Source organism: Sutterella seckii, assembly GCF_009183815.1.
Taxonomy (GTDB): Bacteria; Pseudomonadota; Gammaproteobacteria; order Burkholderiales; family Burkholderiaceae_F; genus Sutterella; species Sutterella seckii.
Genome location: NZ_WEHX01000026.1, coordinates 1 through 26,466 on the forward strand (window position 1 = coordinate 1; position 26,466 = coordinate 26,466).

Sequence of the window (26,466 nt, forward strand, 5' to 3'; positions counted from 1 at the left end):
CTCGAGCAGATGACGGAACTGGAGAATCGTGGATTCGTCCGGCGTACGGTCCGCCAGCGCCAATCCCACGAATTTTCGAGCAGTAGAGTTCTCGTGAAGGAAGTCCTCCATCTGGGGATCGCTCATGTTGTAGGCGATCTGAAGCAGATGGATCCGGAGCATCAGTTCAAGAGGAAAGGGCTGCCGACCGCGGCGGCCTGACTCGTAGCAGAAGGGCTGAATCAGTGCAAGAAGATCTGCCCGGTCGACATCATGGATTCGGAAGGTACGGTCAACCTTCCCGTCAAGGGCGGCAAGCACTTTAAGGAAGTGTCCATGGGCGGCTTCGGCGGCTCCATGAAGAACATCGCCATCGGGTGCGCCGACGGCCGGATCGGGAAGCGCGAGGTGCACGGCGTTGCCGACGAGAATGCCGCGTGGTCGGCGTGGCCCGGGAAGGAGCTCCTAATGGAAAACATGGCGGAGTCCGCGAAGGCCGTCTGCGACCATTTCGGGAAGAAGATCGTCTTCATCAACGTGATGGGCCGCATGACGGTTGACTGCGACTGCGCGGGCAGGAACGCCGCGGAACCCACGATTCCCGATATCGGCATTCTCGCCTCGACCGATATTCTCGCAATCGATCAGGCGTCGGTGGATCTCGTTTAAGCGCGCCCCGAGAATCAGCGTCACGACCTCGTTCAGCGCATTGAAACGCGCCATGGCCTGAGGCAGCTTACTTACATGAAGGAGCTTGGCATGGGGAACGACAAGTATGACCTCATCAAGGTCGCCTGAGGATCTTCCCAGAAGGCAGAAAAGCCCTGAACGGAATGCGGGCATGGATCAAGTTGTCCGGCTTCCTTCATGGCGTTTTTGTTTCAAACTCAGCTGCTCACTGCTTTCCTGCGCGCAATTGCGAGGACGATGAGCTCAATAAAGCCGAGAACGGGCACGAATAGGAGAATCGCCCACCAGGTGGACCGCCCGATGTCTCTCAGGCGCGCTGCAGCTGCACAGATCGTGCACCAGGTGACGCCGAGCGCGGCAATGAGAACGAGGAGGGCTGCGAGCGACCCGCCGTGGTGAAGTCCGTGATCCGGGGCCAGTGGACTATTTCCCCCGAACCAGCTCGAAATGAAGTTGAGGATGAGGCTCGCGATGATGAGGAGCACCATGCGGATCAGAAATTCCTTGCGGCCGATGCGGCCCTTGAGCGAAAACATTTGTTAGCCTCCTTCCTCTTTCCGGATGCTCAATCGGGGAACTTTCTATTCTATGCGTTCGGGCGAGGCTTTCTAATAGAAAAAGGCAGTTCTTCGAGAGCTTTCTGCTGACAGAGAAGCGCAGAACGTAGAAGAATGAAAGTCTCAGGCTAAATCAATTTTCCAAGCAATCAGAGCGCGCATTCTCCATGTCTCAAGACGTCATCAGTCTCGTTATCGATTCCTTCTGGAAGATTCTGCTCCCCGGCCTAACGGTGACGATTCCGCTCACGGCCGTGAGCTTTGCGCTTGCGATGGTGATTTCCATTGCGGTGGCGCTCATCCAGTACCGCGGCACTCCGATTCTCACGCCGATCACGCGCTTCTACATCTGGGTGATCCGCGGCACGCCGCTCCTCGTGCAGCTCTTCGTCGTCTTCTACGGGCTCCCGCACGCCGGGATCCTCATCAACCCCTGGACGGCGGCGATCATCGTCTTCTCGATCAACGAAGGAGCGTACTGCGCAGAAACGGTCCGCGCGGCGCTTGAGAGCGTCCCGGCGGGGCAGCTCGAAGCCGGGCTCTCCACCGGCATGTCGTGGCTTCAGGTCGTGCGGCGCATCATTCTGCCTCAGGCCATGCGCACGGCCTTCCCGACCCTCGGCAATTCGCTCATTGCCATGGTGAAGGATACGAGTCTTGCGGCCAACATCACCGTGACGGAAATGTTCATGACGACGCAGCGCATTGTGGCGCGCACCTACGAGCCCCTTGTTCTCTACATCGAGGTGGGCCTCATTTATCTGCTTTTCTGCACCGTTCTCACGCGCATTCAGCGTGCGGGCGAAGAGAAGCTCCGCTTCTACGGCCGCCGCTGATTGAGAGGAGGTGAGGGAAAATGGCTGAAACCTTCTATCGGATTGAGAATTTAAGGAAAGCGTTCGGCGACGCGGAAGTATTGAGAAGCGTCACGTTTGAGCTGAAGGAACGCGATGTCTTCGCGCTCATCGGCCCGAGCGGGGCAGGGAAGACGACGCTTCTGCGCTCCATCGACTTTCTCGACCGTCCCGACGGGGGCGTCATGACCTTTAAGAACAAAAGGATAGAGCTCGCCCATGCGAAGCCTCACGACATCCGGGAGTACCGCAAGCGCACGTCCTTCGTCTTTCAGAACTTCAATCTCTTCCTCAACAAAACGGCGCTTGAGAACGTTACCGAGGGCCTCATCATGGCGCACGGGATGCCGAAACGCGAGGCAGAGGCGCGCGGCATGGCGCTTCTCGAAAAGGTCGGCATGAAGGACCATGCCGGGAAGTACCCGAGCGAACTCTCGGGCGGCCAGCAGCAGCGTGTTGCCATTGCCCGGGCGCTCGCGCCTGATCCGGATCTCATTCTGCTCGACGAACCCACCTCAGCGCTCGATCCAGAACGCATCAAGGAAATTGAAGGGCTTCTCAAGCTTCTGGCAGGCGAAGGCCGCACGATGATCATCGTGACGCACGACCTCGCCTTTGCGAGAAAGGTTTCGACCCGCACGGCCCTCCTTGAGGGCGGCGTCATCGTTGAGGAAGCCCCGACGGAAATCTTTTTTACTGCTCCGAAGGAGCCGAGGACGGAAGAGTTCCTCCGCGGCTTCGGAAGCGACCATTCATAGGACTTTAAGAAATGACGACAACTTTCATCAGCAGAACCTCCCGGCGCGCGTCATCGCCGCCGCCTTTGCCGCGGGTGCGCTCATTCTTACGGGGTGCGGGGAAAAGTCGGAGCCGACCCCCTCCGCTCAGACCAGTGCCGCTCCGGCTGCTGGCGCTTCCGCCGCGAAGGATGATCTTCTCGCGCGGGTCATGAAGAAGGGCGAAATCACCATTGCCACGGAAGGCACCTGGGCCCCCTGGACTTATCACGATGAAAAGAATGCGCTGACGGGCTTCGACGTTGAGCTCGGCCGCCAGATCGCCGCGAAGTTGGGCGTCAAGGCCCACTTCATTGAAGGAAAGTGGGACGGACTTCTTGCCGGCATCAGCGCGGGGCGCTTCGACATCATGATCAACGGCGTCGACGTGACGCCCGAGCGCTCGAAGGCATTCCTCTTCACCGAACCCTATGCCTTCAACCGCACCGTCGTCATGACGAAGACGGATTCCGACAAGGTGAAGACGCTTGACGACCTGAAGGGCCTCACCACGGCCAACACGATTTCGAGCACCTACGCGGAAATTGCGGAGGCGCACGGCGCGAAGGTGACGGGCGTCGACGACCTCAACCAGACTTTCGAACTGCTGCTCTCGGGCCGCATCGATGCAACGCTCAACGCCGAGGTCACGTACCACGACTACATGCGCGCGCACCCGGATGCTCAGATCAAGATTGCTGCCGTCGACCCGGACGTGATCCCGGTGGCGATCCCGATGAAGCCGGGCGAGGACTCCGCTTCCATGAAGGCGAAGCTCGACGAGATCATTGAAGGGATGAGGAAGTCCGGTGAGCTCGGGAACCTCTCCAAACAATTCTTTGGCGGAGATCTGACGCAGCGCTGATCGCGCTTGAAGCACGCATAATCGCTTCTGAAAACCGCCCGTGAGCTTAATGGTTTCCGGGCGGTTTTAGTTTTGCAGGTACGCGTGGTTTTGAATTCGTATTGGGAATTGTTGCAGAAATGAATGGGCTGCAAGCTCCCGCCAAGGATGCCGAAGTTCAATCACGAGAACTCTTCTTTCATGCGGCAGATTATCGCGGGACCGACGATGCGCTGAGGAACCTGCTTCTGCAAGTACCGGAAGATGACGGGATGAAGGCGCTGGGGATTTCCGATCACGATTCGCGAATCGCCTGATATCCTTAGTAACGGAGCCGTGCTCGCCGGAGGTTTCCAAGGCCTCCGGCGGTCAAAGACTAAAACATGGACGCCAGGACAACTATCAGAAATTTTGTGCACGCTTATCTCAACGTAGATTGTTGTTTTATAAGGTGCTTCGTATTCCCTTCGGCACTGCTTTGCTCCGACGCTTCGGGTGTGATAATCTTGTGTCACTAGGGTGTTGGTGATAGGGCATCCCTAGCCTCCAGAGGGCCTCACTGTTCGAAGCGGTGCGGCCCTCAGTTTTTTAGGGTTTCGAAATCAACGGCAACCCGAGATGGAAATGCCGCGATTCGACGAACTCCTAACGCCCAAATCCCTCGCCCGTTCCTGCCTCCATTCAGGACTGCGGATCGGATGATTTTACCGACAGCAGCGAGTGTTTCGACAATCAGGTCATGACGTTATTTTCGATTGCGATTGAATATGTGTGCTCGTCAACGAGAGACGATTCCGCTTTAACGAATCAGATCTCCTCTGAGATTGACGTTGCAAAGCTGAAAGGAATCAATTGAAAACGTCAGCGCATGCCTCCTCGTGTTCGGGTAGCCGGGCATGATGGCTCCGGAGATGTCTGTCAGATCTTCCAACACCAGCTCGTTCTAAAGAGCAGGATCAGATCGGAACGCGGGGACAGAAGCCAAATCAATTGCTGTGAGAAAATATCAGTTTTAGCCATAGAGTCCCCATGCATTCCCCGATCCGCCTGAGACCCTTCCAGCTTTCCGACCTCGACACCTTCGCAGACGCCTACGACAAAACCTGGGGCTGGGAGCTCTCTCCCGACCCGGAGCGCCCCGAAAGAATGCGGCACGCCTTCGTCTATGTGATCGGGAACCTTCTCAAGTCGGACGTGATCCGCGTCGCCGAACTCCCCGACGGCCGTCCCGCGGCGCTCATGTGCGCGCGGCTTGATCCGAAGTCTGAGCCCGTCGCTCCTGACGCTGAACTCACGGGACTCCGTGAGCGTCATCAATCGCTCGCAACGCTCCAGAAGGAAACGGAGCTCGGACGATCCTGCCTCGGGTTCGAGGAGAGGCTCCATTCGGTAAACCGCAAGATGCTCGCCGACTATGTCGCGAGGGCCGGCGGCTCTATGGATGACCGGCCTGAACTCGTCTTCCTGATCGCGCATCCGATTGCGAGAAGACGGGGCTGTGCGGGAGCGCTCCTCAGGCTCTTTGAGTCGGAAGCGCGGCAAAAGGGCGCCGGTGAAGCCGTGCTCTTTACCGACAACGACTGCGTGACCGCGATCTATACGCGGAACGGCTGGAGACGGGAGGGCGAAGTCCCCTGGAAGATCGATGAGAATGAGGATTTCAAAAGCTGGCTCTACGTCAAAACCTTCTGAAATGCAGGGAAGAGGGCAAAAAAAGCCGGACCGGAGGCAATATGCGCCTCTCTGGTCCGGTGATGTCCAATAGAAATTGACCTCAAACTTTGCGCCTTCCTCGGGAAAGGAGAGAGAAAAACCGAAGAGAAGGCGAATCAGACTTGGATGGGCCCGGATCTCCGGGGATACTCAGGCAATGACTGCCGGGTTCCCCCGGAATTTCAAGCCCGAAGCGCTGATCAGGCTTCCTTGTAGCCCGTCACATAACGGCCGGCCATGAAGCCGGAGGTATGCGCGAACCCGCAGGCGTTGCCGCCGCAGTAGAAGGCGCCGTGAACGCCCGCAACCGTTTCGCCGGCAGCGTAGAAGCCTTCGATCGGCTTCATGTCCCAGCCGAGAACCTGGAATTCTTCCGTGACGCGCAAGCCGCCGCAGGAGAGGTTGTTCCACGGGAACATGCGGATCATGCGCCACGGACCCTGTTCGAGCTTCCACTGCTGGTCGGTGCGGCCGAACTGGTTGTCGACCTTGGTTTCAACGGCCTTGTTCCAGACGGCGAGCTGATCCTTGAGGCCCTCAAGATTGACGCCGCTCTTTTCGCAGAGCTCTTCGATCGTGTCGCACTTCCAGAGGTTTTCGCCCTTTTCAAACTCAGCGAGAACGCGCTCTTCGGTCCAGGAGGGCAGACCCACGAGGGCGGAAAGCTTGATCTTCGAGAGCGTGCGCTGCCAGGTCGCCTCGTCGGCGAGGATGTAGTGGCAGCCGTCGGGGTTCGAAGCGAGCTTCGGCGTCACGTGGCAGATGCCTTCGCGTTCGGTGATGAAGCGCTTGCCGTTCTTGTTGATGAGGATGCCGCCCTGGCCGGAAATGAACCACCAGCGGCAGTAGGGGCCGTTGCGTCCGTGCGTCACGATGCCGCAGGGGTAGGAGGCGATGTACTGCATGTGCGACAAGGGCGTGCCCACGTCGCGGACGGCGATCATCATCGCTTCGCCGGTGTTGGAGGGGCCGCCGATCACGACGCCTTTGCCGGCAACGGAGGGAACCCAGCGGTCGAGCGATTCGGGCGAGCCCGTGATGCCGCCCGTCGCCATGACGACGCCCATGCGGGCGCGGCAGGTTACCTTTTTGTCGCCCGTGCCGCATTCAACGCCCACGACGCGGTTCGCCTTTTCGTCGAAGAAGAACTTCGTGAGGCCGCAGCCGTGATGAATGGCGAGCTTGCGGGCGGCGATTTCCTTTACAAGAACGTCGATGTAGTCGCGGCCCTTGAAGGAATCCTGGCGGTGCGCGCGCAGGTTCGAATGACCCGCATAGGGTTCGAGGTGGTGGGCGGCAAGGCCGTGGTCCTCAAGCCAGTCGAAGGCTTCGCCCGAATGCTTCGTGAAGCCGTAGACGGGTTCCTTGAGCGACTGGTGTTCGCCGTAGGCGATGATGTCGTCGGCAAAGGCCTTCCAGTCGTCCTTGCCCTTCGGGTCGGCCTTCTGCATTCTCGAGCCGCAGGCCGTGAAGAGGCCGCCGCAGAGGTTCGTGCCCGTATGGTAGGGAGAGAGGCCCTTGTCGAAGATTTCGACCTTGGCGCCGCGGTCGAACGCCTGGCAGGCGGCCATGAGGCCCGCACCGCCGCAGCCGAGAACGACGACGTCGGTTTCAATATCCCACTTGGCGGGAAGTTCATTCTTCTGGCTCGCGGCATGGGCGAGCGGGGCGGCGGCAGCGGCAGCAGAGGCTGCTGCGGCGCCGAGGAAGGAGCGGCGGGAGAAATTCTTAAGCGTCATGGCGAATCTCACTTCATCTTGATGTTGAAGTTGTGGCAGTCGTTGCACTCAAAGCGCGACTCTGCATGGAGGCTGTGGCAGTTCGTGCACTGCTGTTCGCCGCGGTGATTCATGTGCGGATTGGGATTCTTCTTCGCGGTGCGTTCGGCAACCTTCGCGTAGGAGCCGTGGCAGCCGAAGCAGGTCTCCTTGGGAGGAGCCTTCATTTCATTCTGGTGGCAGGTCGAGCAGGGGAGCTTCGCATGCGGGCCGTTGATCTTGGAAGGCATCGCAGCGGAGGCTGAGCCGGCAGAGCCGAGCGCGAGGAGCGCTGCGGCCATGACGCCGAGGAGAGCGGGTCGGAGGGTCATTTTTCTTTCTCTCACTGTTTATGGTCTTGATGGAGCCTGAGGCCTCATTAAGACCAGGGGCTCCGTCGGTCCGTCGGGACCGGGCAGGGCGGGAAGGTGCGGAACTCATGTTCCGCTCCTTCCCCTTGCGACTCATATTAAGAATGAGGAAAGAATTCCAATACCGCCCGCGGGAGGTATTGGGGGATCGTAGGAAAAACCTTGAAGCGCTCTTCTGGATATCAGGAGGCTTTCGCGCGGTCAGTGAGAGCGCGGACACGGCGCGCAGCTTCCCGACCCGCAATATCCCCGAAAACAAAGGCATCCGTGAGCCCGCAGCCGCCCACGCGCGCGGCGCCATGGACGCCTCCCGTCGTTTCGCCGGCGGCATAAAGCCCCGCAATCACCAGACCGTCGGGGCGGAGCACCTCTGCGCGCGGCGTGATCGCAATCCCGCCGCAGGAATAGTGAAGCGCAAAGTGCTCGCGACCGTAGAAGAAGGGAGGCGTCTCCACCGGGAGCCCCCGCATCGGGATCCCGAAGTCGTCGTCCCAGTGCTTTCTCACCGACCGGTTGTAGCGCGCGATTGTTTCTTCGAGCGCGGTATAGGGAACCCCCATGCCGCGCGCGGCTTCGTGAAGGGTCTGAGCCTCGCGCACCGTCCCGTCCATGAGCTTCAGGCCCAGCGTCGCCCCCTTGGGCGAGCGGGCGTCCGAGATCACCCACATGGCTTTAGAGGGCTGACTCGAGATCGCGCGTTCGATTTCCCGAAAGCCCGCGCCTTCGGAGACGAAGCGTTCGCCAGAGTCGTTGAGCCACACTTCGCCCCCGACATAGTCGAGAAGCCGTCCGCCCGCGAGCGGGAGCATCTGGAGCGCATCCATGTCAACGAGCTTCGCGCCCGCCATCTCGGCCATGAGGATGCCGTCGCCGTCAGCGCCGTCAAGAAGTTCGCCGCCCGCGCTCGCCGTGGTTTCAAGCTCGGGCGGGAGTTCGGGCGCAAAGCGCCGTCTCAGCGCTTTCGAAGCCGTGTAGCCGCCGGTCGCGAGCACCACCGCTTTTGTCCGGATCAGAACGGAATCGCCCGCCCGCGTCCTCGCGTAGAGGCCTTCGACGCTTCTGCCGTCGCCCGAAAGCAGAAGCCCTTCGGCGCGCGTGAGAAAACGCACCGCCGCATTGGTTTTTCGAAGCGCCGCCATCATCACCTGCACGTAGTCGTAGCCTGACTGCGGCGACCCCGAATTCCAGCTTCGGGCCGAGGGCGCCCCGACCGCCCGGAAGGGCGTCGTGATCCAGGTGATCCCGAGCGCGGATAGGCGCTCAACGGCTCCCCAGGAGCCTTCAGCAAGCGTCCGGGCGAGCTGAGGGTCGGCTCTTCCTTCGCCTGTTTCAAGAATTTCGTTCGTGAGTCCGACGATGCCTTCGGGGGACTTTTCGGCTGCGAGAGAGCCCGACGAAATGATCGTGTGGCCGCCCGCCATCGGGGCTTTTTCAAGGACGACGACGCGGCGCGCGCCTTCGCTGACGGTTGCGAGCGCTGCGGACAATCCAGCAGCTCCGGTGCCGACCACGACGACGTCGGCTTCCTCCTCGCGGGGAAGCGGCTCTGCCGAGAGTCTCCCGGCAATGAGGCCGGAACCAGCGGCGCCGGCAAAAAGGAAGAGCGTGCGCCGCTTCACGGGAGGCTCCCCGGCGCTTTGATGCCTTCCCCCGTGAGGCCGCATTCGCTCGCAAGCTGCCAGAGCTCGCCCGGCGAATGGACGCCGAGCTTCGCAAAGGCATTGGCGCGGTGCATCTTGACGGTTGAAACCTCAAGCCCGAGCGCGCGGGCGATTTCCTTATTGGCTTCGTTTCTGAGAACGTGCTCGGCAACGTCGCGCTCGCGGGGCGTGAGGGACTCGAAGCGCGAGCGCTTTTCGGCGAGCGCCGACTCCTCCGCCGACCTTGCGGCCGAAGCCGTGGCGCACTGGGCGACGCGCGCGACGAGGGCCATCGGATCAACGGGCTTTTCGAGAAAGTCCTCCGCACCCCGGTGAAGCGCCCGGACCGCGAGCGGTATGGAGCCGTGGGCGGTCAGAAAGAGGACCGGAATGCGCGAGCCCCGGCGGACGAGCTCCGACTGAACCTCGAGCCCGTCCATGCCGGGCATCTGCACGTCGAGGATGATGCATCCGGGACGAAGGAGGCTCTCGGCCTCGAGGAATGAAGCGCCGTCGCTCCAGGTTTCGACTTCCCAGCCCATGGACCGGAGAAGGAGCGCGCTCGAAGCGAGAAGCGCCTCGTCGTCGTCAATGATGCGGATGAGCGGGAGAAGCGTCTTTGGGGTCATGATGTTGGGTCTTCGGGGAAAGATTTCTTGTCCGTATTCTCGTCGGGGAGTGCGTCGGAGGCAAGGTCGAAGCGCACCTCGGCGCGAAGCCCCCTGCCGGGGAGGCGCGAGAGCTCAAGACGGCCGCCGTTCTCCTCAACGAGGTTCCTCACAATCCCGAGTCCGAGCCCGAGACCGTCCGATTTCCCGGAAGCGGAAACCCGAGAGAGGCGCGAGAAGGCTTCGTCGGAAAGGGGCTTTCCGTTGTCGTCGACCGCAACGGTGACTTCCTGTTCCGTGGAAGAGATCCTCACGGAAACCCTGCCTTCAGGATCATCCTTCACGGCCTCAATGGCGTTCTTGATGAGGTTGTGGAGAATGAGCTCAACCTCGAGGGCGTCCCCGAGAATGACGGGCGACCGTGCGGGCAGATGCGTCTCCACAGGGAGCGATGAAGAAAGCTTCACGCCCGCGAGCGCAGACCGGAGGACATCATTGATCCGGAGCCTCACGGGACGCGATTTTTCCGCACGCGCATAGCCGCGGACGCGGTCGACGATCCGCGCGATTCTTCTAGCCTGCATGTCCGCGCCGTCAATGGCAGTAATGAGCACCGGATCGGCCTGGGATTCCGTTCCGGGCGCAGGGAGCGGCGACGCCGCGGAAATGCCGGTTTTGAGCCGTGCGACGGCAAGGTAGTTGATGACCGCCCCCACGGGCTGCTTCAGTTCATGGGCGACGATGGCGCAGAGCTGACTGACGGCACCCATGCGCTCGAGCCTCGAGAGCCTTGAACGAACGTTTTCTTCCGAAGCCGCGAGGCGGTCGCGTTCGGCCAGAGCTGCCCGGAGATCCGCCGTACGGCGGCGGACAAGCTCCCGAAGCCGGAGTTCGGAAAGAAGGAGGAGCAGAATGAGTCCCGCAGCTCCGAGGATCCAGACGCGCCAGCGGCGCCAGAGGGCCGAAGGCGTCATCTCCTCGAGATAGGCCCAGGGTCCGATGTGAAGGCGTTCTTCCAAGGCCCGCACCGCATGAAAGTCGCTCGTCGGGTACCAGGAATATTCGCCGGCGCCGAGCCCGAGGAGGGCGAGCGTTGCCGAGCGCACGGTTTCCGGGTCGGCCGAGGGGAGCGCGGCGAAGATGAGATCGGGATAGAGCCGCGTCGACGTCCGGCAGAGCGATTCGGCGCCTTCCTTCAGAGCCGCGACGCGCAGAAACCCCGGTTCAATCAGCCCCTTGGCCTCAATGCGCTCGAGCGTGCAGACGGGAACGACGCCGACGTCGTAAGCGCCCGAAAGCACGGCCTCAACGACGTGCGGCATGCCGTAGCCGAAGAAGCGCAGTTTCGAAAAGAAATTCTCCGAATCCATCCCGGCATCTTCAATCTCGCCCCGGAGCGCGAGCCAGCCGTCGAGCGATGTCGGAAGCGTTGCCGCAGCCTTGAGTCCCTTAAGGGTCTTGAGCGTCGTGATGTCCGTTCTCGAAGCGAGCGCAATCACGGCCGCCCCGGTCGATTCATGCGGATCGCGGGCCCAGCGGGTTTTCCTCGTGGCAATGGGGTGCGCGCCCACGGCGTCGACGAGCCTCAGGAAGTCGGCGGCAGGCGAAATGATGAAGTCGGGGCGAAGTTCCCGGACTGAACTCTCAAGCGTCGCCGAGTTGACGCGCAGGATGACGATGTCTTCCGAAGGGAAAACCGACGAGAGCGCCTTCCGGATGGGGTTCACCGTCGTTGCGGCAAAGCCCGGCTCCGTCATCTCGACGACGGCGAGCCGCAGCGCCTGCGGTTCTGCAGAGACCGGGAGAGACAGAAAGAAGAGAAGGAGTGCGCAGGGCACCCGAAGGGCTCGGGAAAGCAAGGTCGGGAAGCGTCGGACGTCAGACGGCGTTGTTTGAAGGAAAGATTTCTGTGAAATCTATCACAGCCGCGCTCCCCGGCCTCAAAGCGATCGGATGGTCAGAGGAAGGTCTGCAAGAGCGCGTTGAAGGCGACGCCGAAGAGAATCGTGACGGAGAGGCTCGCCCGGAAGGCAACGAATACGGTGGCAAAGAGCGTGATGAGGGTTGCCGGGTCCGTCGTCATGAAGGCCGGGGCCACGATCGAAATCATGACGCAGCCCGGCGCCGCATCAAGCACGCGCTGCATGGCGGGCGAAACCGGGCGGTTCCTGAGAATGAGCCAGCCGATCAGGCGCGTCGAATAGGTGGCGACGAGCATCCCGATGATGACGATGAATTCTTTTAACGACGGCAGAGCAAAAATTGCTTCCATTTTTCTTCTCCCCGCTTATTTGTTGGAGACCGCAGCCGTTGCAAGGCCAAGGAGCGTTGCAATGAGAATGCTCCAGTGAAGGGGCAGCCAGAGGCTTGCGAGCGCGGCGGCAATGCCCGACACCACCATGGGCGCAGACTTCGAGAGCGCCGGGCGCATGGCAACGACAAGGCCGATGAAGGTCGCCGGGAAGGCCATCATGAAGCCCCAGCGCGAGAGGTCGCCGAGCGATGTCCCGAGCGCGGCGCCCAATCCCGCAAAGAACCACCAGTTGCTCCAGAGCGTGAGGCCGCAGCCCAGATGAAAGGGGAAGGAAAAGATCCTGTCGGCGGGGAATCCGAGCTTTCTTCTGCGGTCGACTTCCTGCATCGAGAGCGCCCAGACTTCGTCGCACATGAGGAAGAACGCGGCGAGCTTCGCCGGAACCGGGAGATGCGCCTTTTCGACCCAGGGGGTGAGCGCAGCGCCCAGCACAATGTGGCGCGAATTGATGAGCCAGGTCGTCATGAAGATGACGAGGAGCGAGGGCGCGGCGCTCCAGAGCGCGACCGCGGCGAATTCGCTTCCGCCCGCGAAGTTGAGGCCCGCCATCAGCGTCATGCCGACGCCGGAGAGCCCGTGCTGGGCGCCTGCGTGCCGAGAATGAAGGCGAGCGGAATGATGCCCGCCAGAAGCGGAAGCGTTGTCCGGATGCCGCGCAGGAGCCCTTCAGCGAAAGTCTCGTCGGCCGTGCTCTCGATTGTTTGCGAAGTTTGGGTCATGTTCTTTGGGGAATGAGCTGCAGGGGGCCTGCAGCCTCAATGAATAACGCCGGACTCATGAAGCCCGGGCGCTGGTGCGTTTGTTTGCGGAGAATTTTTGAATTCTACGCTTCGGGCTTTGCCGGATCAGATGCGGGCTTGAGAGCTTCAGGCGGAATCGCATCGTCCGTCCACCGCCAGGCGCGCGAGGGACTCACGGCCTTCGCCACCGCTCCCGACCGGATGTCGGCGCGGATCACGCGGATGAAGGCGATGAAGAGCGCCATCAGAACGAAGAAGACCGGGATGGAGGAGACGGTGATCATCGACTGGATGGTGGAAAGGACGTTCAAGCCCGGAATCGCGCGCTCGAGGAGCAGAATCCCCACGGGCATGACGAGAAAGAGGACGCACCAGAAGATGGTGAGACGGCGGTCCGGCTCGTCGCGGGGCCCGAGGCCTTTGGCGGTATAGAGCGACAACGCGAGGCCGCTTCCTGTTGCTGAGGTCGCAAGGTTGAAGAAGACGAGAACGAGGAAGACGAGCGCGGCAACCTTCGGGAAGGGAAGCGTCTGGAGCACCATGAGGGTTGCGCCCGCCGACCCCACTTCATTGATTGCCGACGAGACCTCGAGCCCGTGAAAAAGCTCCTGCCCCATGCCGTAGTTGCCTAAGGTCGAGAAGGAAAGCCAGCAGGCGAGCGGCGCCCAGATGCAGTTAGAAACGGCAATCTCGCGGAAGGTCCGGCCGTAGGACGTGCGGGCGATCCAGTTGGCGCAGAGGAAGGCGATGGCGACGTACTAGGCCCAGTAGAAGATCGTCCAGCTCTGAACGAAGCCGCTGTTTCCGATGGCGTCCGAATTGAAGCTCATGCGCACGAATTCGCGGATGTTGGTGCCGATCGACATCACGGTGTTGTTGAGCATGAAGCCCGTGTCGCCCGCGATCAGAAGAAAAGCAAAGAAGGCGAGGCCGAGCTTCACGTTGAAGTCAGAGATCCGTCCCATGCCGCGCGCGATGCTCTTAGACGCCGAGAGCGTGAAGAAGGTGCAGAAGACGATGATGACGCCCAACTTCAATGCAAAGGAATTCTCAATCCCGAAGACGTCGGAGAGGATTTCGCCCATCACGGGCGTGCCGATGCCGACGGTCGTCATGATGGCGGCAAAGTAGCCGAAGACCACTATGGCGTCGAGAAGAAAGCCGGCCGTGCGCGAGGCAAAGGTCTCCCCGCTGCCGATCAGCGGACGGGCGAGGTCCGACATGCGAAGGCTCGCGGCGCCCTTGTTCCAGTAGAGGTACCCGATCGCAAGCCCCGGGATCAGATAGAAGGCCCAGGCCGAGAATCCCCAGTGGAACATGCCGTAGGCGGACGCATATTCATAGGCTTCCACCGACCCGGGCTCGAGCCCGAAGGGCGGGGTATTCACATAGAACATCCACTCCACCGTGCCGAAGATGAGAATGCCTGCCGCGAGCGCGTTGCAGATATTCATGGCGATCCACGTGAAGGTCGAATATTCGGGCTTCGCGTCGCGTCCGCCCATCCGGATGTCGCCCCAGCGGGTCGTCATTGCCAGAACGGCAAGAATCGCGAAAACGACGCCGAGAAGCAGGAAGAGCCATGCAAGGCTCGTGGTCAGGAATCCGTAGGTTCCGCGCAGAAGCAAAACAACGCTTTCCGGCGCGGCAAGAATCGCAGCAATCGTCGCGGCAAGAAGCGCGAGCGTAAGCGCGATCAGAGGTTTGCTGGCATGCGTGAACATGGTCGACAAGTCAGTTTCAGGGAGAAAGAGAAAATGACTTCAAAGACTACCCGCACGCTCGAAGGAATCCTAGGGCGTCTCAGGGTAATACCTCATCGCGGACCGCATCAGGAAGCGAAAAGAAGCGTCAGAAGCACCCCGGCAAGAATAAAGAGTAAAAGAATGCCCAGAAAGGCGCCGAAGGAAAGGAGAACGACGCGCAGAATCCGTCCCCGGTCAATAGGTTCCTTCGGGAGAACGAAGTTGGTGAGGTCGATTGAGCCTTTCCGGGGTCTGAAGGAAGCTCTGAGCGATGCGGCGCTTTCATCGCCAAAGCGGTTCATGCGCACGACGAGGGCCGGCCGGCCGCGGAGCCTCTTTTTCTCCGGAGAGCTGCAGTCCGTGAGCGCATTGGCGCCCAGAGCGTCAAGAGCCATTTCAAGCCGCCGCGTCCATTCTTCTTTCCCAAGATGCCCGGCAATGACATCAATGCAGAAATCGCTTTCCGCGATCAGCTCGAGCCCGTCCGGGGGCGAATTGTCGCCCTCGAGCAGATAAGGTCCGCGGACGCGGTAGCAGCGCTTCTCTTCGGGCACCCCCGGAGGCAGGACCGTCATCGCGCGCTGCTCTTCAAAACCCGGGCAATCAGAACCGGGATCAGGTAGCCCGCGAGCGCCGCGGCGAAAAAGGCCGCGAGAAGCAGAAGAAGCCAGAGGCCCGCAATGAAAAGCGACTCCGGAAATTTGAGAACCGAAGCGATGGAGAGAACCGAAAAGGTGGAGAGGCCGCCCAGGAACCCTGTATGGACGAGCGGCCGCCACCAGCTCGCGGCCGCCGGGCTCATCCAGCCTTCCATCAGAATGCCGCTTGAGAGCCCCATCAGGAAGCAGGCGAGAAAGTTGGCGGGCATCCAGGGTCCGAACTCCGGGACGTCGAGAAGGACGCGGAGCACTGCGCCGGCGCCTCCTCCCGCGAAGATCAGGAGGAGGTCGCGGAAATTCTTCTCAGCCATGGGAGCCCGCTCCCGCAGCATTGCCTATTAGCGTTGCTGCAATGCCGGTGACGAGCGTCAGCACGACAAAAAGGACGATGGAGCCGTATTTCCCGAGGCGCTCCATGGCAATGATTTCAGAGCAGAGAGATGAGAGCGTTCCGAGGCTCCCGACAAAGCCTCCGCCGATGATCAGAAGGAGTTCATCCGGAACGCGAGCGGCGACAAGCGCGGAGCCGATGAAGGCGGCAAGCGCGTTGACGACGAGAATGCCGGCAGGGAAAGGCCCCGCGGCGTGCGCCGAGACGACAAGAACGGCGTACCGGGCGAGAGCGCCGATGCCGCCCAGGAGAAAGACAAGCGCCAGGGATTCCGGAGAAGAAAGTTGAAGCATGAATGAGCTCGCGAACCGTGGGATAAAAGGCCGCAGGTGACGGAAGTGTACTCGCCTTTCTTCAGAGGTCTGAAGAAGAAAGGCCGCTCTCCATGGCTTCCGGCTGACCCGGAGCCTCAGGTGGAACGCCGCCGGGCGGCTCTCGGACAGGGTATCGGAATGAGCGTCAGAACATCGGAAGAACGCCATATTTATCAATTGGTAATGACGTAAATGGGAACCGCTTCAGGGAAAGTATTGAAACCGTTATTCGAAAAAGAAGAATTACGCCGTGCAATCATGGAGGTATCGATCCCGGTTCATCCGCCGGGAGAAGGCCATGACTCAAAACATTTCCAGACGCAGCCTCATTGCCGGTTCAGCGCTTTCAGCGTTCGCTCTCGGCGCTGCCGGCCCGGCTCAGGCACGAACTCAGGTTCTGCCGCAGAAGTGGGACTTTGAAGCCGACGTCGTCGTGATCGGCGCGGGCGCGGTAGGTCTGCCCGCCGCCATCCTGGCGCGCGAGGCGGGCTTCTCGGTCCTCGTGGTTGAAGCCAATTACGATATCGGCGGACATGCCATTACCTCCGGCGGCAATGTACCCCTCGGAGGCGGGACGTCCTTCCAGAAGAAATACGGCATCAAGGACGATCCGGAAACGCTATTCAAGGACCTCACCGACTGGACCGTCTGCGAAACGAGCGGGATGCCCGACTACCGATACAACGACCGCGCCGTACAGTACGCGCTCGCGCAGAATGAAGCGCCGACCTTTGAGTTTCTGCTTGCCAACGGCGTCAAGTTCATCGACCAGGCGCCCGACAACAACGGCGCGCACGCGGTCGGCATTTCCGCAAAGCGCGAACACCACTGCCGCTGGTCGCAGGGACAGTCTGCCGAATCGCCGGCGGGGGCCGGCGGCACGGATCTGATGCGCGGTCTCGAGCAGTCGGCGCGCGCCAAGGGCGTGAAGTTCCTTCTCAACCACCATATGGACGAGCTTTATCGCGAGGAAGAGGGAGATGCCCGCGTCATCGGCCTTCGTGCGAGCTATACGCCCACCATCCTGCCGGGAACGGATAAGCCCCTCGCGAGCTTCCGTTCCGAAGAAAATATTGAGTCGGATGCTGCCGAGATCACCGTCCTCGCGAAGCACGCGGTCGTGATCGCCACGGGCGGCAATGCCGGAAACGTCGAATTCCGCCGGATCTTTGATCCGCGCCTCACGGCTGAGTACGCCAATGCGGCGGCTGAGTACTCTCCGCAGGACGGCTCGGGCGAGCTCGCGGCAATAGCTGTCGGCGCGTCGCTCTGGGGCACGGCCAATCAATCGATGGACAGAAACGGGTCCCTCAGAAAGCGCCCCGTCATCGGCGTGCGCACGAACTACATCCGCTGGACGCCGCAGTCGCCGATTTTCCCGAAGATCCGCTACACGGGTCTCTACCTCAAGAACTGGCAGAACGCCATCATTGTGAACCAGGTGGGAAAACGCTTCTACAACGAAATGGAAAACGGCTACCCGAACGGCACGCATGAAGGCTTCTACAAGGACGGAAAGCCTTACGTGCACGGCGACTGGCGGAACACCACCCGCGCGCCCTTCAGGCCCAGAAACTACATTGACGCCGCCTGCGCCATGAACGAAGGCTCCCAGGCTCCGGACTTTGCTTCCGGACCCCAGTGGGCGATTTTCGATGCTGCCGCTTTGAAGCGCGAACGCATAACGCTCAACGATCAGTCGGGCGACCCGGAAATCTTCTTCAGCGCAGACACGATCGAAGAGCTTGCCCGGAAGATCAGCACGTCGCCCTGGTCGACCTGGAAGATGGATCCCAAGGTCCTTGCCGCGACGGTCGCCCGCTACAACGAGCTCGTTGAAAAGGGGGCGGATGAGGATTTCGACAAGCCCAAACCCCGCTACAAGATTGCCGAAGGTCCGTTCTATGCCGCCTGGGCAACCTTTGCCGTTCACGACTCCTATGCCGGTTTGCGCATTGACGGCGACTGCCGGGTCCGCGACTGGAAGGGAGAAGTGATCAAAGGCCTCTGGTGCGGCGGCGAATCTGCGGGCGGCTGCTCCCAGCACGGGCTCGGGCGCTGCCTGACGCAGGGCTATATCATCGGCCGCAGGATTGCCGAACTCAGGGCTTGATGGATGATTTGAGCCGTCAGGCAATCTGACTTTCAAAAAATGAGAGCCCCGGCACGATGAGTGCTGAGGCTCTCGTGATCTATATGGCGTCGTTCCGGGAATTACTGATTCGCTTCCTCGAGGCTCCTGATCGGCGTAAAGCTGCCGTCTGGGTTGACGCGGAAGACGTAGTGTTCCTTGAGATAGATGATGTCCTTGCGGTTCACTGCGCCGAGTTCGGCAAGAATGGCCGCCCGGGCAACGACGTTGGCGCCCGCGGTTTGGGCGAGGCTTTCGATAGCGGCGAGCGATTCGCCCGTGGCAATGACGTCGTCAATGAGCGCAACGCGCTTCCCGCGAATCTTGTCGGCGTCGCAGCCGTCAAGCCAGAGGGTCTGGTCCTTCTGCGTCGTGACGGAAAAGACATGGTGCGAAACCGGATTCACCATGTAGGGCTTGCGGCTCTTTCTAGCGACGATGAATTCCTTCATGCCCATGATGCGGCTCATCTCGTACGTGAGGCAGATGCCTTTGGCTTCGGCCGTCATGAGATAGTCGACCTCCGGCAGGCGCTTTACAAGCTCAGGGGCAACCGTCTGAACCAGCTCGGTGTCGGAGAGGCAGACAAAGCTCGCAAGTCCGAGTTTGTCGGAGATTTGCACATAGGGGAGCTTGCGGGTAAGGCCGCAGATTTCAAAGTCAAAATACTTCATGGCTGGAGGGGAAGCTGGTTGGAACTTGCGAGAGCTGTCGGAGGGCTCTTTGATCGCGCCGCATTTTATAACCTGGGAGGCTTGAACGGCATGATGACGACTGAGCGTTTTCGAGATGCATGAGCATGGAAATGACGCGTTGCATATTGAAGCGCCGCATTAATGTTTACACGCATAGACTAGGGTTCAACCGCACGCTTCACGCTCCATAAGCCAACGCAAGTGCTTTGATTGCCGCGGAAATGATTCAGAGAGAATCCTGCGTGTTTGATTAATTTGCTCTGGAAGGTGGCTGTTCAATGTTTTCGACCTCGAAAATCCTCGTACCTGTATGCGCCGCACTCATCGGCGTTTTCACTGCAGCCCCGGCTTCGGCTGAGGCTTATGAAGGCCAAATCCAGGTTTGGTTTTCTCCGAACGGCGGCGTGAAGCAGGCGGTGATTGACGCTGCTCGTCAGGCGCAGAAACGGATTCGCGTTTCCATCTATAAGATTGAAAGCCCGGAGATCACCAAAGCGCTTATCGAAGCCGCCCGCCGCGGCGTCTCCGTTGAAGTGGTGCTGGATGCCAAGAAGATGCATCTGAAGGCTTCTCAGAAAAAAGTGTTGGCGGAAGCTGGCATTCCGGTTTATGCCGACGCCATGCATAAGACCTTTCATGACAAATTTATGGTGGTCGACGGGCTGCGGGTTGCGACCGGCAGCTTCAATTACAAGGACTCCGGGGACACTTCAAATGCTGAGAACCTCGTTCTCATTGATTCTCCCGCCCTTGCTGCCCGATATGAAGCCGACTGGGAGAAGCATCGCAATGAGAGCGTTCGATATGAACTCAAATGAGTTCATGGGGCAGAAATATTTATGTTGAGTTATTATTTTGCTGCCAGCGTTGAGAACGCATGTTCTTCATGATTGTCGCAGACTGGATGGCACCTGTGCTATAGGCGATGAGGTGGTGTCGGCATGTCGGGACGTCCGTTTCGCATAGGCTCTTGGCGCGCAGGTCGAACCTATGGGACGGCGTCTCTCAACTTGGCATACAGCCCATTCGTGCTGACGGCATGAACATCTCGAATCACTCTCTTCATGCGGCAAGAGAGGTTCAATGCGATCCTTTTCAGTCGCCGCCCAAAGAGAAAATCTTCAACCGGCGCCGAACAGAACTGTGGATGATCTCATCTGAAGCTGTTGAAGCCAGCTCCATGCACTTGGTCAACAAAATCCGGTATCAGCCGGGATTGCCGACGCGTCATGGCATAAAGGCCTCTCTTAAAAAAGAGACCTCTCGACACTGAACCTAGCCCGCAGTCCGCGAAGCTGCGGGCTTTGGGTTTAACGGAAGGTTGAGTTCGAGTCAGCAGGAAAAAACTCCGTTCTCCTCGGGCAGCCGATGTAATCAATCATCAGAGATGCGTCAGGGACAGCTGAAAGCGTGCAGCCTTCTGACCAACATGAGCTTTCGAGCCCTGAGGCGTCAACGAATGAGAGTTCGAACTCTTGTATTTGCGTAAGGCGCTGTATGCGCAGTATCGGGCAGCAGGTCTTCTGGTACTCGATGACATCCCGATCCTCATTGAATCCGTAAGTGAGGAGCAGCGTGACGAGCATGCCGACGGCCTGCCTGTGGTTCCTGGGCTGCCATCCCGAATCCCTCAAAAGTTCCAGAAATTTCGGAATCAGGACGATGTCGTCCACCAAGGAAAACTCGCGTTCTTCAGCGGTCGTCGGAATGCCGTAATCCGCAGGCTTGATGCCGTTGAGAAGAACTCGGCTGAGCTCCCGGGCCATTGAGACCCGTGCTTCGGTGTTCGGGTAGTCGACTATGATCTTTAAGCAGTCTTTCTTTCTCAAAGTCAGATACCCCATCTCGGTCAGGATGCGCAGAGCGGGCTCTGGCGAGATGTAATCGACGTAATCGATGTACCAGAGATTCCCGGCACAGACGGCGCCCGCCGTCTCGCGGAAGGCTCGCTGGATGAGAGAGGCGACAAGGCGCGGTCTGGGTTCCGCGCGCACCCAGTGATCCTCAAAGCCGTACTCGGGATTTGCAAGAAAACTCAGGATCGAGAATGGGTTGTAGAGCCTCTCGCGCCTGCATCCGTTGTTGAATTGGTAGCCGCCGTAGCGCCGCCAGAGGCCTTCGAGCAGCTGATCCATCCCGAACCACATGCCGTGCTCCATCGCTCGGTCAAGCCACTCGCCGAAATTTTCCCTAAGCTCCTTCTCGGTGAAGCCGCAGACAAGAGCTGCGTCGCTCATCGTGGTCAGATGGTGCAGGAACTCGAACATGTCCCAAAGAGGAATTTGCGTAATGGCCGTAAAGCAGGCGAAGCGGAACACTTTTTCTGCCGAACCGATCATGCGGCAGAATTCGAAGAACTTTGCCCGCACGCGGCCGAGCCGCGCCTTGTCCTCAAGGCTTTCAAGCCAGGGCGAGTCGTAGTTGTCTACGAGGAGCACGAACTCATGAGTCCTGAAGCTGCTGAGCCAATCCGATATCTGCAGGAGCGGCGGTCTGCGGTCGCCGTCTGAAAGCCGAAAGCCGTGCCGGGAAAAAGCATCCACGATTGAGCTGTCGAAGCGCTCTTCAAAGCTCTCCGCATCCGGAGAGCCGCAGAGCGCTTCAAAGTCGAGACGGACGATTCGATGAACGCGTCTCAGCTTCCATATGCCGACGCCCTCGAGCGCCCGCAGATCTCCCGAGCCGCGGCTGAAAAGAGACTCATAGGTCGAGAGGAGGAGCGTCTTGCCGAAGCCCCGGGGCCGTGCGATGTAAATCATGTCGCCGGGGGTGCGGGCATTGTCGCAGATGACTTCCGTCTTATCGACATAGATTGCCCCGGATTCGCGCAGTTTGGAGAATTCAGAAATGCCTAGCGGGAGTTGCTGAAGATTGCTGGTCATAAGAAGAGGGCTCAAGGAAAACAAAGTGCACTAATCACTTTATATAGATTTAATGACGAAGCGTCAAGAATTATGTTGAGTTCATTAGTGAAGGCGGAAGATTCCAATTTAGAGGCAAGAACGATAGTTTCCCTGGCGCCAGAGGAAGAAATTCCCTTCTTGCGTAGAATTCACAATGTCGCTGGCGCCGGGCTCCTGCGATGACCTGCCTTCCAGGCAGCTCCAGCTCGACGCGCTCATTCGATTCACCGGGAAGAAATGCCTCAATCTGCCGCATCATCCGAAAGCAAAGCTGCGTTTTCGCTTGCCGACGTCTTCGAGTTCAAATTTGATTCCAACGCCGGAGGGGGCCATAGGCGGTTCGTGCTTCCCGACTTCCAGCGGCCCTATGTCTGGACAAAAGCCGACGTGCAGAAACTCCTCGATGACGTTGACGAACTCCGAGCGGATCCTGACGGCGAGCCCGGGTCCCGATATCCCTCTGACGATTCCATGGGTTCCGGCGTGCATGCGCCGGAATACTTTTTCGGCTCCATCTGCCTGCGTAGAAGCGAGACGAACGAGGACTGCTGGGAAATTCTGGACGGTCAGCAGCGCCTTACGAGCTTCCTTCTCATCGCTCACGTCATTGATCTTCAGGTTTCCGCGCTCGAAAAAAACGCGAAGCAGGCCTCCAAAGCGGATGCCGCGCTCTTGGATGTCATCCGGGGACACTGGAAAGCTGCGAAGTCCATCCTTGAAAAGCAAATTTTGTTCTCATCCAATCCGAGGACGCATGCCCAGGTGCGCAAAGTATTCGAGGAATTCAATCTCGACTATGAGTTGCTGCGCATAGACGGACCGGACCTTCACCTTGCAACGCTATGCAGGGACGTTGAGCGCTTCGAGTACATCCTCCGCAAAGGCATGGTCGCCGTAAGGCTTCTCATCTCGCAGGCAGCGGCCGAACAATTCTTTCAGGGTGAAAACAATCGCGGACTGCCGCTTTCGCTCCTCGATCTTCTGAAGGCCTATCACATGCGTGTGGCCAAAGCCTGTTTTCATCAGGAAATTGGGCGCATCTGGCATCTTTTCAATGAGGGAGAGGAAGAAGTTCCGGATGAGGACGGTGCTGCGAAGAAGAGTTCGGCAGAAGACAAATCCTCTGATCGTGAACGCCGGGCAAAACTCGTATCCAACTTCGTCATACCCGCGATGCTGATGAGATTCGGCATCGCGCCCTGGGAATCTTCCCGCCCGGCTTTTCGCGATCGATGCCTGGCGCTCCTGAAAGGCAAAACTGGCACTCATCTCAGAGGCCGGTTCATTGATTGGAAGCTGAGCTCTGAGGGCGGAGCCGCCGGTCATGAACGTTTTGCTTTTGGTTTGCCCGATGATCCCGGGACCGGCATAGGATTTTTCTGCGTGAATGAGCTCCACCTTGCTATTGCAGAGGCCATAACCGCCGGTCATAAACGTTTCAATTTCGATTTGCTCGATGATCCCGGAGCAGGCATAGGATTTTTCCGCGCGATTGAGCTCTACCTTGCTATTGCAGAAGCCATAACCGCAATGACGGAGCCTCAGGATGGGGGATCCCGCGTCTATTCCTCACTCATTCATTTGAATGCTGAAGAAAATCAGCTCCTTGTTCTTGCCGGCATCGCCTGGGCGGACCGCTTCCTGAAGGTGGGCGACGACGGATTCAATGCCTACCTTGAAGAAGACAAAGGGTTCAAGCGGCTTTCGGCTGAGAAAATCGGCGCAGCGCTCTGCGATGATCCTGATTTGCGAGCCTGGCTCTGTTCATTTGCTCGGCTGCTCGATATTTTCAGCAATCGCGGGGGAAAGAAGTACGGCCTCTACGACAGATTGGAAGCAGACACCATGCTTAAGTGGCTCAAATACCGCAATCCAGAGGAAAGCTTCTTCTTCCTTCCTCATCGATCCGGAAGCCCCGCGGCCTGTCTGCGGGAATTCAAGGCTCTGACGCATCCTGACCGCTTTGAAGCCTTCCGCTATGCAGAAAACTACCAGCGCCAGCAAAAATATTTTATTGATGCCAGCCAGTCGGGGAACGCCAATGAACACTGATGAAGCACGCGTTGAAAACGACGCCAAAGCGCAGGCAGGGCAGTCTTTTGAAGCCTCTCTGGAAAGCATCGGGTCCCTCAGAGAGCAGATTGAAGAGAAGAAATTGTCTCTTGTGATCCCGGCTTTTCAACGCGGCTACAGCTGGCGGGAAGAGCAGGTGGCGCAGCTCATGGAGGACCTGATTGACGCGTGGCGATCTTCGCATTCGGAGCCTTACTCGCTCGGCACGATTGTCTGTACCCGATCGACCGGTAAGAACTCTAATGAACTCCAGGTCCTTGACGGACAGCAGCGTCTGACGACGATTGACATCCTCCTCAATGAGTTGTCGCCGAAGGAAAAGAAAGACAAAAACCGCTGCGGGGAACTCATTGCCGCCTATCGATACCTCACCGCTAAGGAAAATGCTGATAAAACGCGTCTCCCGCGGCATGACCTGCAAATGAAGGCTATCCGGGACCGTCTTGAAGATGTCGACAGAGCTCGATTTTTGGAATGGCTCAAGGAGAACATTCTGGTAATGCTCGTCGTGCTGCCGCTCAAGGCCGGCGCTCAGAACGAAGCATCGAAGATGTTCGAGATCATCAATGTCCGAGGCCAGCAGCTCTCGCTTCTCGACCAGCTGAAATCACGGTTCCTGCAGATTTTCGGCGACGCCCACCCGCTTGACCGAAGCTTCTTCAACCAGATCTGGAATGACTGCGAGCGGCGGCTAAGCTCCTATGAAGAATGCGTCAAAGGACATTCCTTTGATGAGATGAAAGCGGCGATGAAAGCCGCGGAAGGGAGCGTTGAGGCGCAGAGGAAGGAGTTGAGCCTCGGCAAGATGCTGCTCAAGGAGGCTGCGCCCAACACGAATATTCCGGCGGAACAAACGGAAGCGCCGGTTGTGCCCGCATCGCTTCAGCTTTCGCCGATCGACATGCTCAACCTCCTCGTAATGGCAAACGAGATTCTGAAGCTGCGGATGGGAAGAGGCGATCCGTACGCATTGTCGCGGACGGAGGAGGCGGGTGCGGTGAAGGACATACGCTCACGCTTCGACTGGCTGTTTAAGAACACAGAGAAAGATGTCCCGCCAGCCGGTCCTGAAAACCTGATGTGTCTTATGTTCGTGATGTCGGTGCTTGTCCGCGTCGTCGGGAAATGGACGCCTTTTAGAGACGCTAAAACTTACGACGTGGCCGGAGGTATGAAAACGCCTCTTCGCCAGCTGGCCTTGTCCTTCATGGCGGCCAACAGCTACCAGGCTTCAGGCCAATATTGGCTGCTGGTTCTCGGAGCCTTCGCTCTTGAGAGCGGGCTCAAGGGAGAGCAGCTGCCCAAAGAAGCGGCTCAATTCAAGGAAAGCCTTCTGCAGGTTTTTGACGGCAAGGCAGGCCGGGATCTTGAAGCTGAAGCGCTCGCCCGTCTCGTCGCATGGGGCTTCACGTATGCGCGCAGCAGGCTCGACGGCTCTGCAACAAAGATTGCTTACGAGCTCGCGGTTTCTCGTACTTCCGGGAAAGATCTTCTGGCGGAAGCCGCGGAGGAGGTTGCTGAGGAAGTTGAAGAATGGCGTTATGGCGATGGCATCCGCCAGTGGCTTCTTTTCTTCATCGATTGGATGCTTTGGTTTGATGCTGCAGGGAGCACGAAACAAAAGAACCGCCTCAGGGCGCTCATGGCGGAAGCAGCCGGAGGCATCGCGGGAGAGAAGAATCTCATGCCGTTTAAAGATGCACTCATCGCACAAGAGTTTATGAATTCATTTGAAAACTTCCTCCGCAACGAATTCAGAATCGTGAGTCGTGGTCAGATTGACCATTGGTTTGCTCAGAAAACCGCGCAGAATACAAAGGAGAAAAACGGAAGCGACGAAGCTAACCTCGACGACAGAGTTCACCGGCTCGGGAACCTCGCTCTGATCGATCCGAGCACCAATACCAAATGGACCGATAAGGCGCCTGAGCAGCGGGTGAAAGAAATGCCCGGCAATCCTTCTCCGAAACTCAAGTGGACAGCAGAGCTGACTGAGGCGGCTGCAAGCTCGGGAGGCGCGTTCAGCCTGGAAATTATTCCTGCCATCACGAAGATTTGGTCTCGCTATCTGACGGAGTTCAGGCTTCCGTAAGCTCTCGAGCTCCTGAGTGGAAGTTTTTCAAGGAAAGGAACGATGCCGCCTCCGATGTCGCCGCACTTTAGAACCGGCGGCCAGTTTGAAAATTGTTGATGAAAGGATCTCCCTGAATTTGGGTTCCCCCGGCATCAGAAAAAAGCAGAAATAATTATGTTGAGTTATAGTTGGGTGGCTGGAGATGAGAATCTTCGGTTTGAGAACGACATGTTTTCATGTTCCCCGCAGGACAGATGGCACCGGTGCTATAGGCGAGGAGGTGGCGTTGACATGCCGGGACGCCCGTTAATCGCATAGGCTCTTGGCGCGCAGGTCAAACCTATGGAACGGGCGTCTCTCAACCCAGTGTCTTCTTTTTAAACAGCTTTCGCATCCCGATTTGGCCACGTACCCGGGCCTGCAGGATGGGGTCTCAGGGGTTGGAGGAAGCTGGATGCCCGCAGCAATCAGGACGTTCGACACGCAGGTTCGACGCTTTGAGGACGGGCATCAATTTTTACCCTGAATGAATGCGGTGGATGTCAAGTGAGCTTTCGCCGATTTTGTTCTTAAAAAGTAGGTTGTAGTCTGAGCTCAGTGAGGGCTTTGCCCTCTCCGCCTTCGGCGGATTCACCCAG

25 protein-coding genes and 1 pseudogene are annotated in these 26,466 nt (G+C 59.0%); 10 read left to right on the forward strand and 16 right to left on the reverse strand.

The window, feature by feature from the left end; translation table 11 throughout:
• The coding region (locus GBM95_RS05470) for a transposase (RefSeq protein WP_404817498.1) at positions 1-300 on the reverse strand (300 nt) is incomplete at its 3' end.
• A gap of 15 nt (positions 301-315) precedes the next feature.
• Here GBM95_RS05470 and GBM95_RS05475 point away from each other — a divergent pair.
• Positions 316-648, forward strand: a complete 333-nt coding sequence (locus GBM95_RS05475; protein WP_264298075.1) for a DUF362 domain-containing protein — start codon at positions 316-318, stop codon at positions 646-648.
• A 218-nt stretch (positions 649-866) separates the two neighbouring features.
• Here the strand turns inward: GBM95_RS05475 and GBM95_RS05480 are convergent, their stop codons facing one another.
• Positions 867-1,205 (reverse strand): DUF805 domain-containing protein, encoded by a 339-nt coding sequence (locus GBM95_RS05480; protein WP_152158168.1) that lies wholly within the window; start codon positions 1,203-1,205, stop codon positions 867-869.
• Positions 1,206-1,393: 188 nt separating this feature from the next.
• Between GBM95_RS05480 and GBM95_RS05485 the strand changes: the two genes are divergently transcribed.
• From GBM95_RS05485 to GBM95_RS05500, 5 genes are all read left to right on the forward strand, one after another.
• Entirely contained in the window at positions 1,394-2,062 is a 669-nt protein-coding gene (locus GBM95_RS05485) for an amino acid ABC transporter permease (RefSeq protein ID WP_152158169.1), read from the forward strand.
• Positions 2,063-2,082: 20 nt separating this feature from the next.
• Positions 2,083-2,838, forward strand: a complete 756-nt coding sequence (locus GBM95_RS05490; protein WP_152158170.1) for an amino acid ABC transporter ATP-binding protein — start codon at positions 2,083-2,085, stop codon at positions 2,836-2,838.
• Between the two features lie 190 nt (positions 2,839-3,028).
• The gene (locus tag GBM95_RS05495) at positions 3,029-3,721 is read left to right on the forward strand and encodes a transporter substrate-binding domain-containing protein (protein ID WP_152158171.1); all 693 of its coding nucleotides are present in this window, start codon (positions 3,029-3,031) and stop codon (positions 3,719-3,721) included.
• Between the two features lie 119 nt (positions 3,722-3,840).
• Entirely contained in the window at positions 3,841-4,017 is a 177-nt protein-coding gene (locus GBM95_RS12300; protein ID WP_193222587.1) for a hypothetical protein, read from the forward strand.
• Between the two features lie 712 nt (positions 4,018-4,729).
• Positions 4,730-5,392: a GNAT family N-acetyltransferase gene (locus GBM95_RS05500; RefSeq protein ID WP_152158172.1), complete on the forward strand. Its 663-nt coding sequence runs from the start codon at positions 4,730-4,732 to the stop codon at positions 5,390-5,392.
• A 221-nt stretch (positions 5,393-5,613) separates the two neighbouring features.
• Here the strand turns inward: GBM95_RS05500 and GBM95_RS05505 are convergent, their stop codons facing one another.
• The 12 genes and pseudogenes from GBM95_RS05505 to GBM95_RS05555 form a co-directional block, all read right to left on the reverse strand.
• The gene (locus GBM95_RS05505; protein ID WP_152158173.1) at positions 5,614-7,152 is read right to left on the reverse strand and encodes an FAD-dependent oxidoreductase; all 1,539 of its coding nucleotides are present in this window, start codon (positions 7,150-7,152) and stop codon (positions 5,614-5,616) included.
• Positions 7,153-7,160: 8 nt separating this feature from the next.
• Positions 7,161-7,502: a cytochrome c3 family protein gene (locus GBM95_RS05510; RefSeq protein WP_152158174.1), complete on the reverse strand. Its 342-nt coding sequence runs from the start codon at positions 7,500-7,502 to the stop codon at positions 7,161-7,163.
• Between the two features lie 221 nt (positions 7,503-7,723).
• Positions 7,724-9,160, reverse strand: a complete 1,437-nt coding sequence (locus tag GBM95_RS05515; RefSeq protein WP_193222588.1) for an FAD-dependent oxidoreductase — start codon at positions 9,158-9,160, stop codon at positions 7,724-7,726.
• Complete coding sequence (locus GBM95_RS05520; protein ID WP_152158176.1) at positions 9,157-9,810, reverse strand: response regulator transcription factor; 654 nt, start codon at positions 9,808-9,810, stop codon at positions 9,157-9,159. Before GBM95_RS05520 ends, GBM95_RS05515 begins: the two co-directional genes overlap by 4 nt.
• A complete protein-coding gene (locus tag GBM95_RS05525; protein ID WP_152158177.1) occupies positions 9,807-11,627 on the reverse strand; it encodes a sensor histidine kinase in 1,821 nt (606 codons plus the stop codon). The genes GBM95_RS05520 and GBM95_RS05525 overlap by 4 nt, the downstream gene beginning before the upstream one ends.
• Positions 11,628-11,746: 119 nt before the next feature.
• Complete coding sequence (locus GBM95_RS05530; RefSeq protein WP_152158178.1) at positions 11,747-12,061, reverse strand: AzlD family protein; 315 nt, start codon at positions 12,059-12,061, stop codon at positions 11,747-11,749.
• 15 nt (positions 12,062-12,076) lie between these two features.
• Positions 12,077-12,661, reverse strand: coding sequence for an AzlC family ABC transporter permease (locus tag GBM95_RS05535; RefSeq protein WP_226963172.1), 585 nt, complete (start codon positions 12,659-12,661; stop codon positions 12,077-12,079).
• Positions 12,658-12,822 carry a hypothetical protein gene (locus tag GBM95_RS12590; RefSeq protein WP_226963173.1) on the reverse strand — a complete coding sequence of 55 codons (165 nt, stop codon included), beginning with the start codon at positions 12,820-12,822 and terminating at the stop codon, positions 12,658-12,660. The genes GBM95_RS05535 and GBM95_RS12590 overlap by 4 nt, the downstream gene beginning before the upstream one ends.
• A gap of 104 nt (positions 12,823-12,926) precedes the next feature.
• A pseudogene (locus tag GBM95_RS05540) lies at positions 12,927-14,567 on the reverse strand (BCCT family transporter).
• Between the two features lie 107 nt (positions 14,568-14,674).
• Positions 14,675-15,163 (reverse strand): hypothetical protein, encoded by a 489-nt coding sequence (locus tag GBM95_RS05545; RefSeq protein WP_152158179.1) that lies wholly within the window; start codon positions 15,161-15,163, stop codon positions 14,675-14,677.
• Positions 15,160-15,558: a fluoride efflux transporter FluC gene (locus GBM95_RS05550; protein ID WP_193222589.1), complete on the reverse strand. Its 399-nt coding sequence runs from the start codon at positions 15,556-15,558 to the stop codon at positions 15,160-15,162. Before GBM95_RS05550 ends, GBM95_RS05545 begins: the two co-directional genes overlap by 4 nt.
• Positions 15,551-15,931 carry a fluoride efflux transporter FluC gene (locus GBM95_RS05555; protein WP_193222590.1) on the reverse strand — a complete coding sequence of 127 codons (381 nt, stop codon included), beginning with the start codon at positions 15,929-15,931 and terminating at the stop codon, positions 15,551-15,553. The genes GBM95_RS05550 and GBM95_RS05555 overlap by 8 nt, the downstream gene beginning before the upstream one ends.
• 319 nt (positions 15,932-16,250) lie before the next feature.
• Here GBM95_RS05555 and GBM95_RS05560 point away from each other — a divergent pair, with 319 nt between their 5' ends.
• Positions 16,251-18,065, forward strand: coding sequence for an FAD-dependent oxidoreductase (locus GBM95_RS05560; protein WP_152158182.1), 1,815 nt, complete (start codon positions 16,251-16,253; stop codon positions 18,063-18,065).
• Positions 18,066-18,166: 101 nt separating this feature from the next.
• Here the strand turns inward: GBM95_RS05560 and GBM95_RS05565 are convergent, their stop codons facing one another.
• Positions 18,167-18,757: a phosphoribosyltransferase family protein gene (locus GBM95_RS05565; RefSeq protein ID WP_152158183.1), complete on the reverse strand. Its 591-nt coding sequence runs from the start codon at positions 18,755-18,757 to the stop codon at positions 18,167-18,169.
• 299 nt (positions 18,758-19,056) lie between these two features.
• Here GBM95_RS05565 and GBM95_RS05570 point away from each other — a divergent pair, with 299 nt between their 5' ends.
• A complete protein-coding gene (locus GBM95_RS05570) occupies positions 19,057-19,596 on the forward strand; it encodes a phospholipase D family nuclease (RefSeq protein WP_152158184.1) in 540 nt (179 codons plus the stop codon).
• Between the two features lie 492 nt (positions 19,597-20,088).
• Here the strand turns inward: GBM95_RS05570 and GBM95_RS05575 are convergent, their stop codons facing one another.
• Complete coding sequence (locus tag GBM95_RS05575) at positions 20,089-21,660, reverse strand: AAA family ATPase (protein WP_152158185.1); 1,572 nt, start codon at positions 21,658-21,660, stop codon at positions 20,089-20,091.
• A 258-nt stretch (positions 21,661-21,918) separates the two neighbouring features.
• Here GBM95_RS05575 and GBM95_RS05580 point away from each other — a divergent pair, with 258 nt between their 5' ends.
• Entirely contained in the window at positions 21,919-23,733 is a 1,815-nt protein-coding gene (locus GBM95_RS05580; protein ID WP_152158186.1) for a DUF262 domain-containing protein, read from the forward strand.
• Positions 23,660-25,846 (forward strand): GmrSD restriction endonuclease domain-containing protein, encoded by a 2,187-nt coding sequence (locus GBM95_RS05585; protein ID WP_152158187.1) that lies wholly within the window; start codon positions 23,660-23,662, stop codon positions 25,844-25,846. The genes GBM95_RS05580 and GBM95_RS05585 overlap by 74 nt, the downstream gene beginning before the upstream one ends.
• The last annotated feature ends 620 nt before the right edge of the window (positions 25,847-26,466 follow it).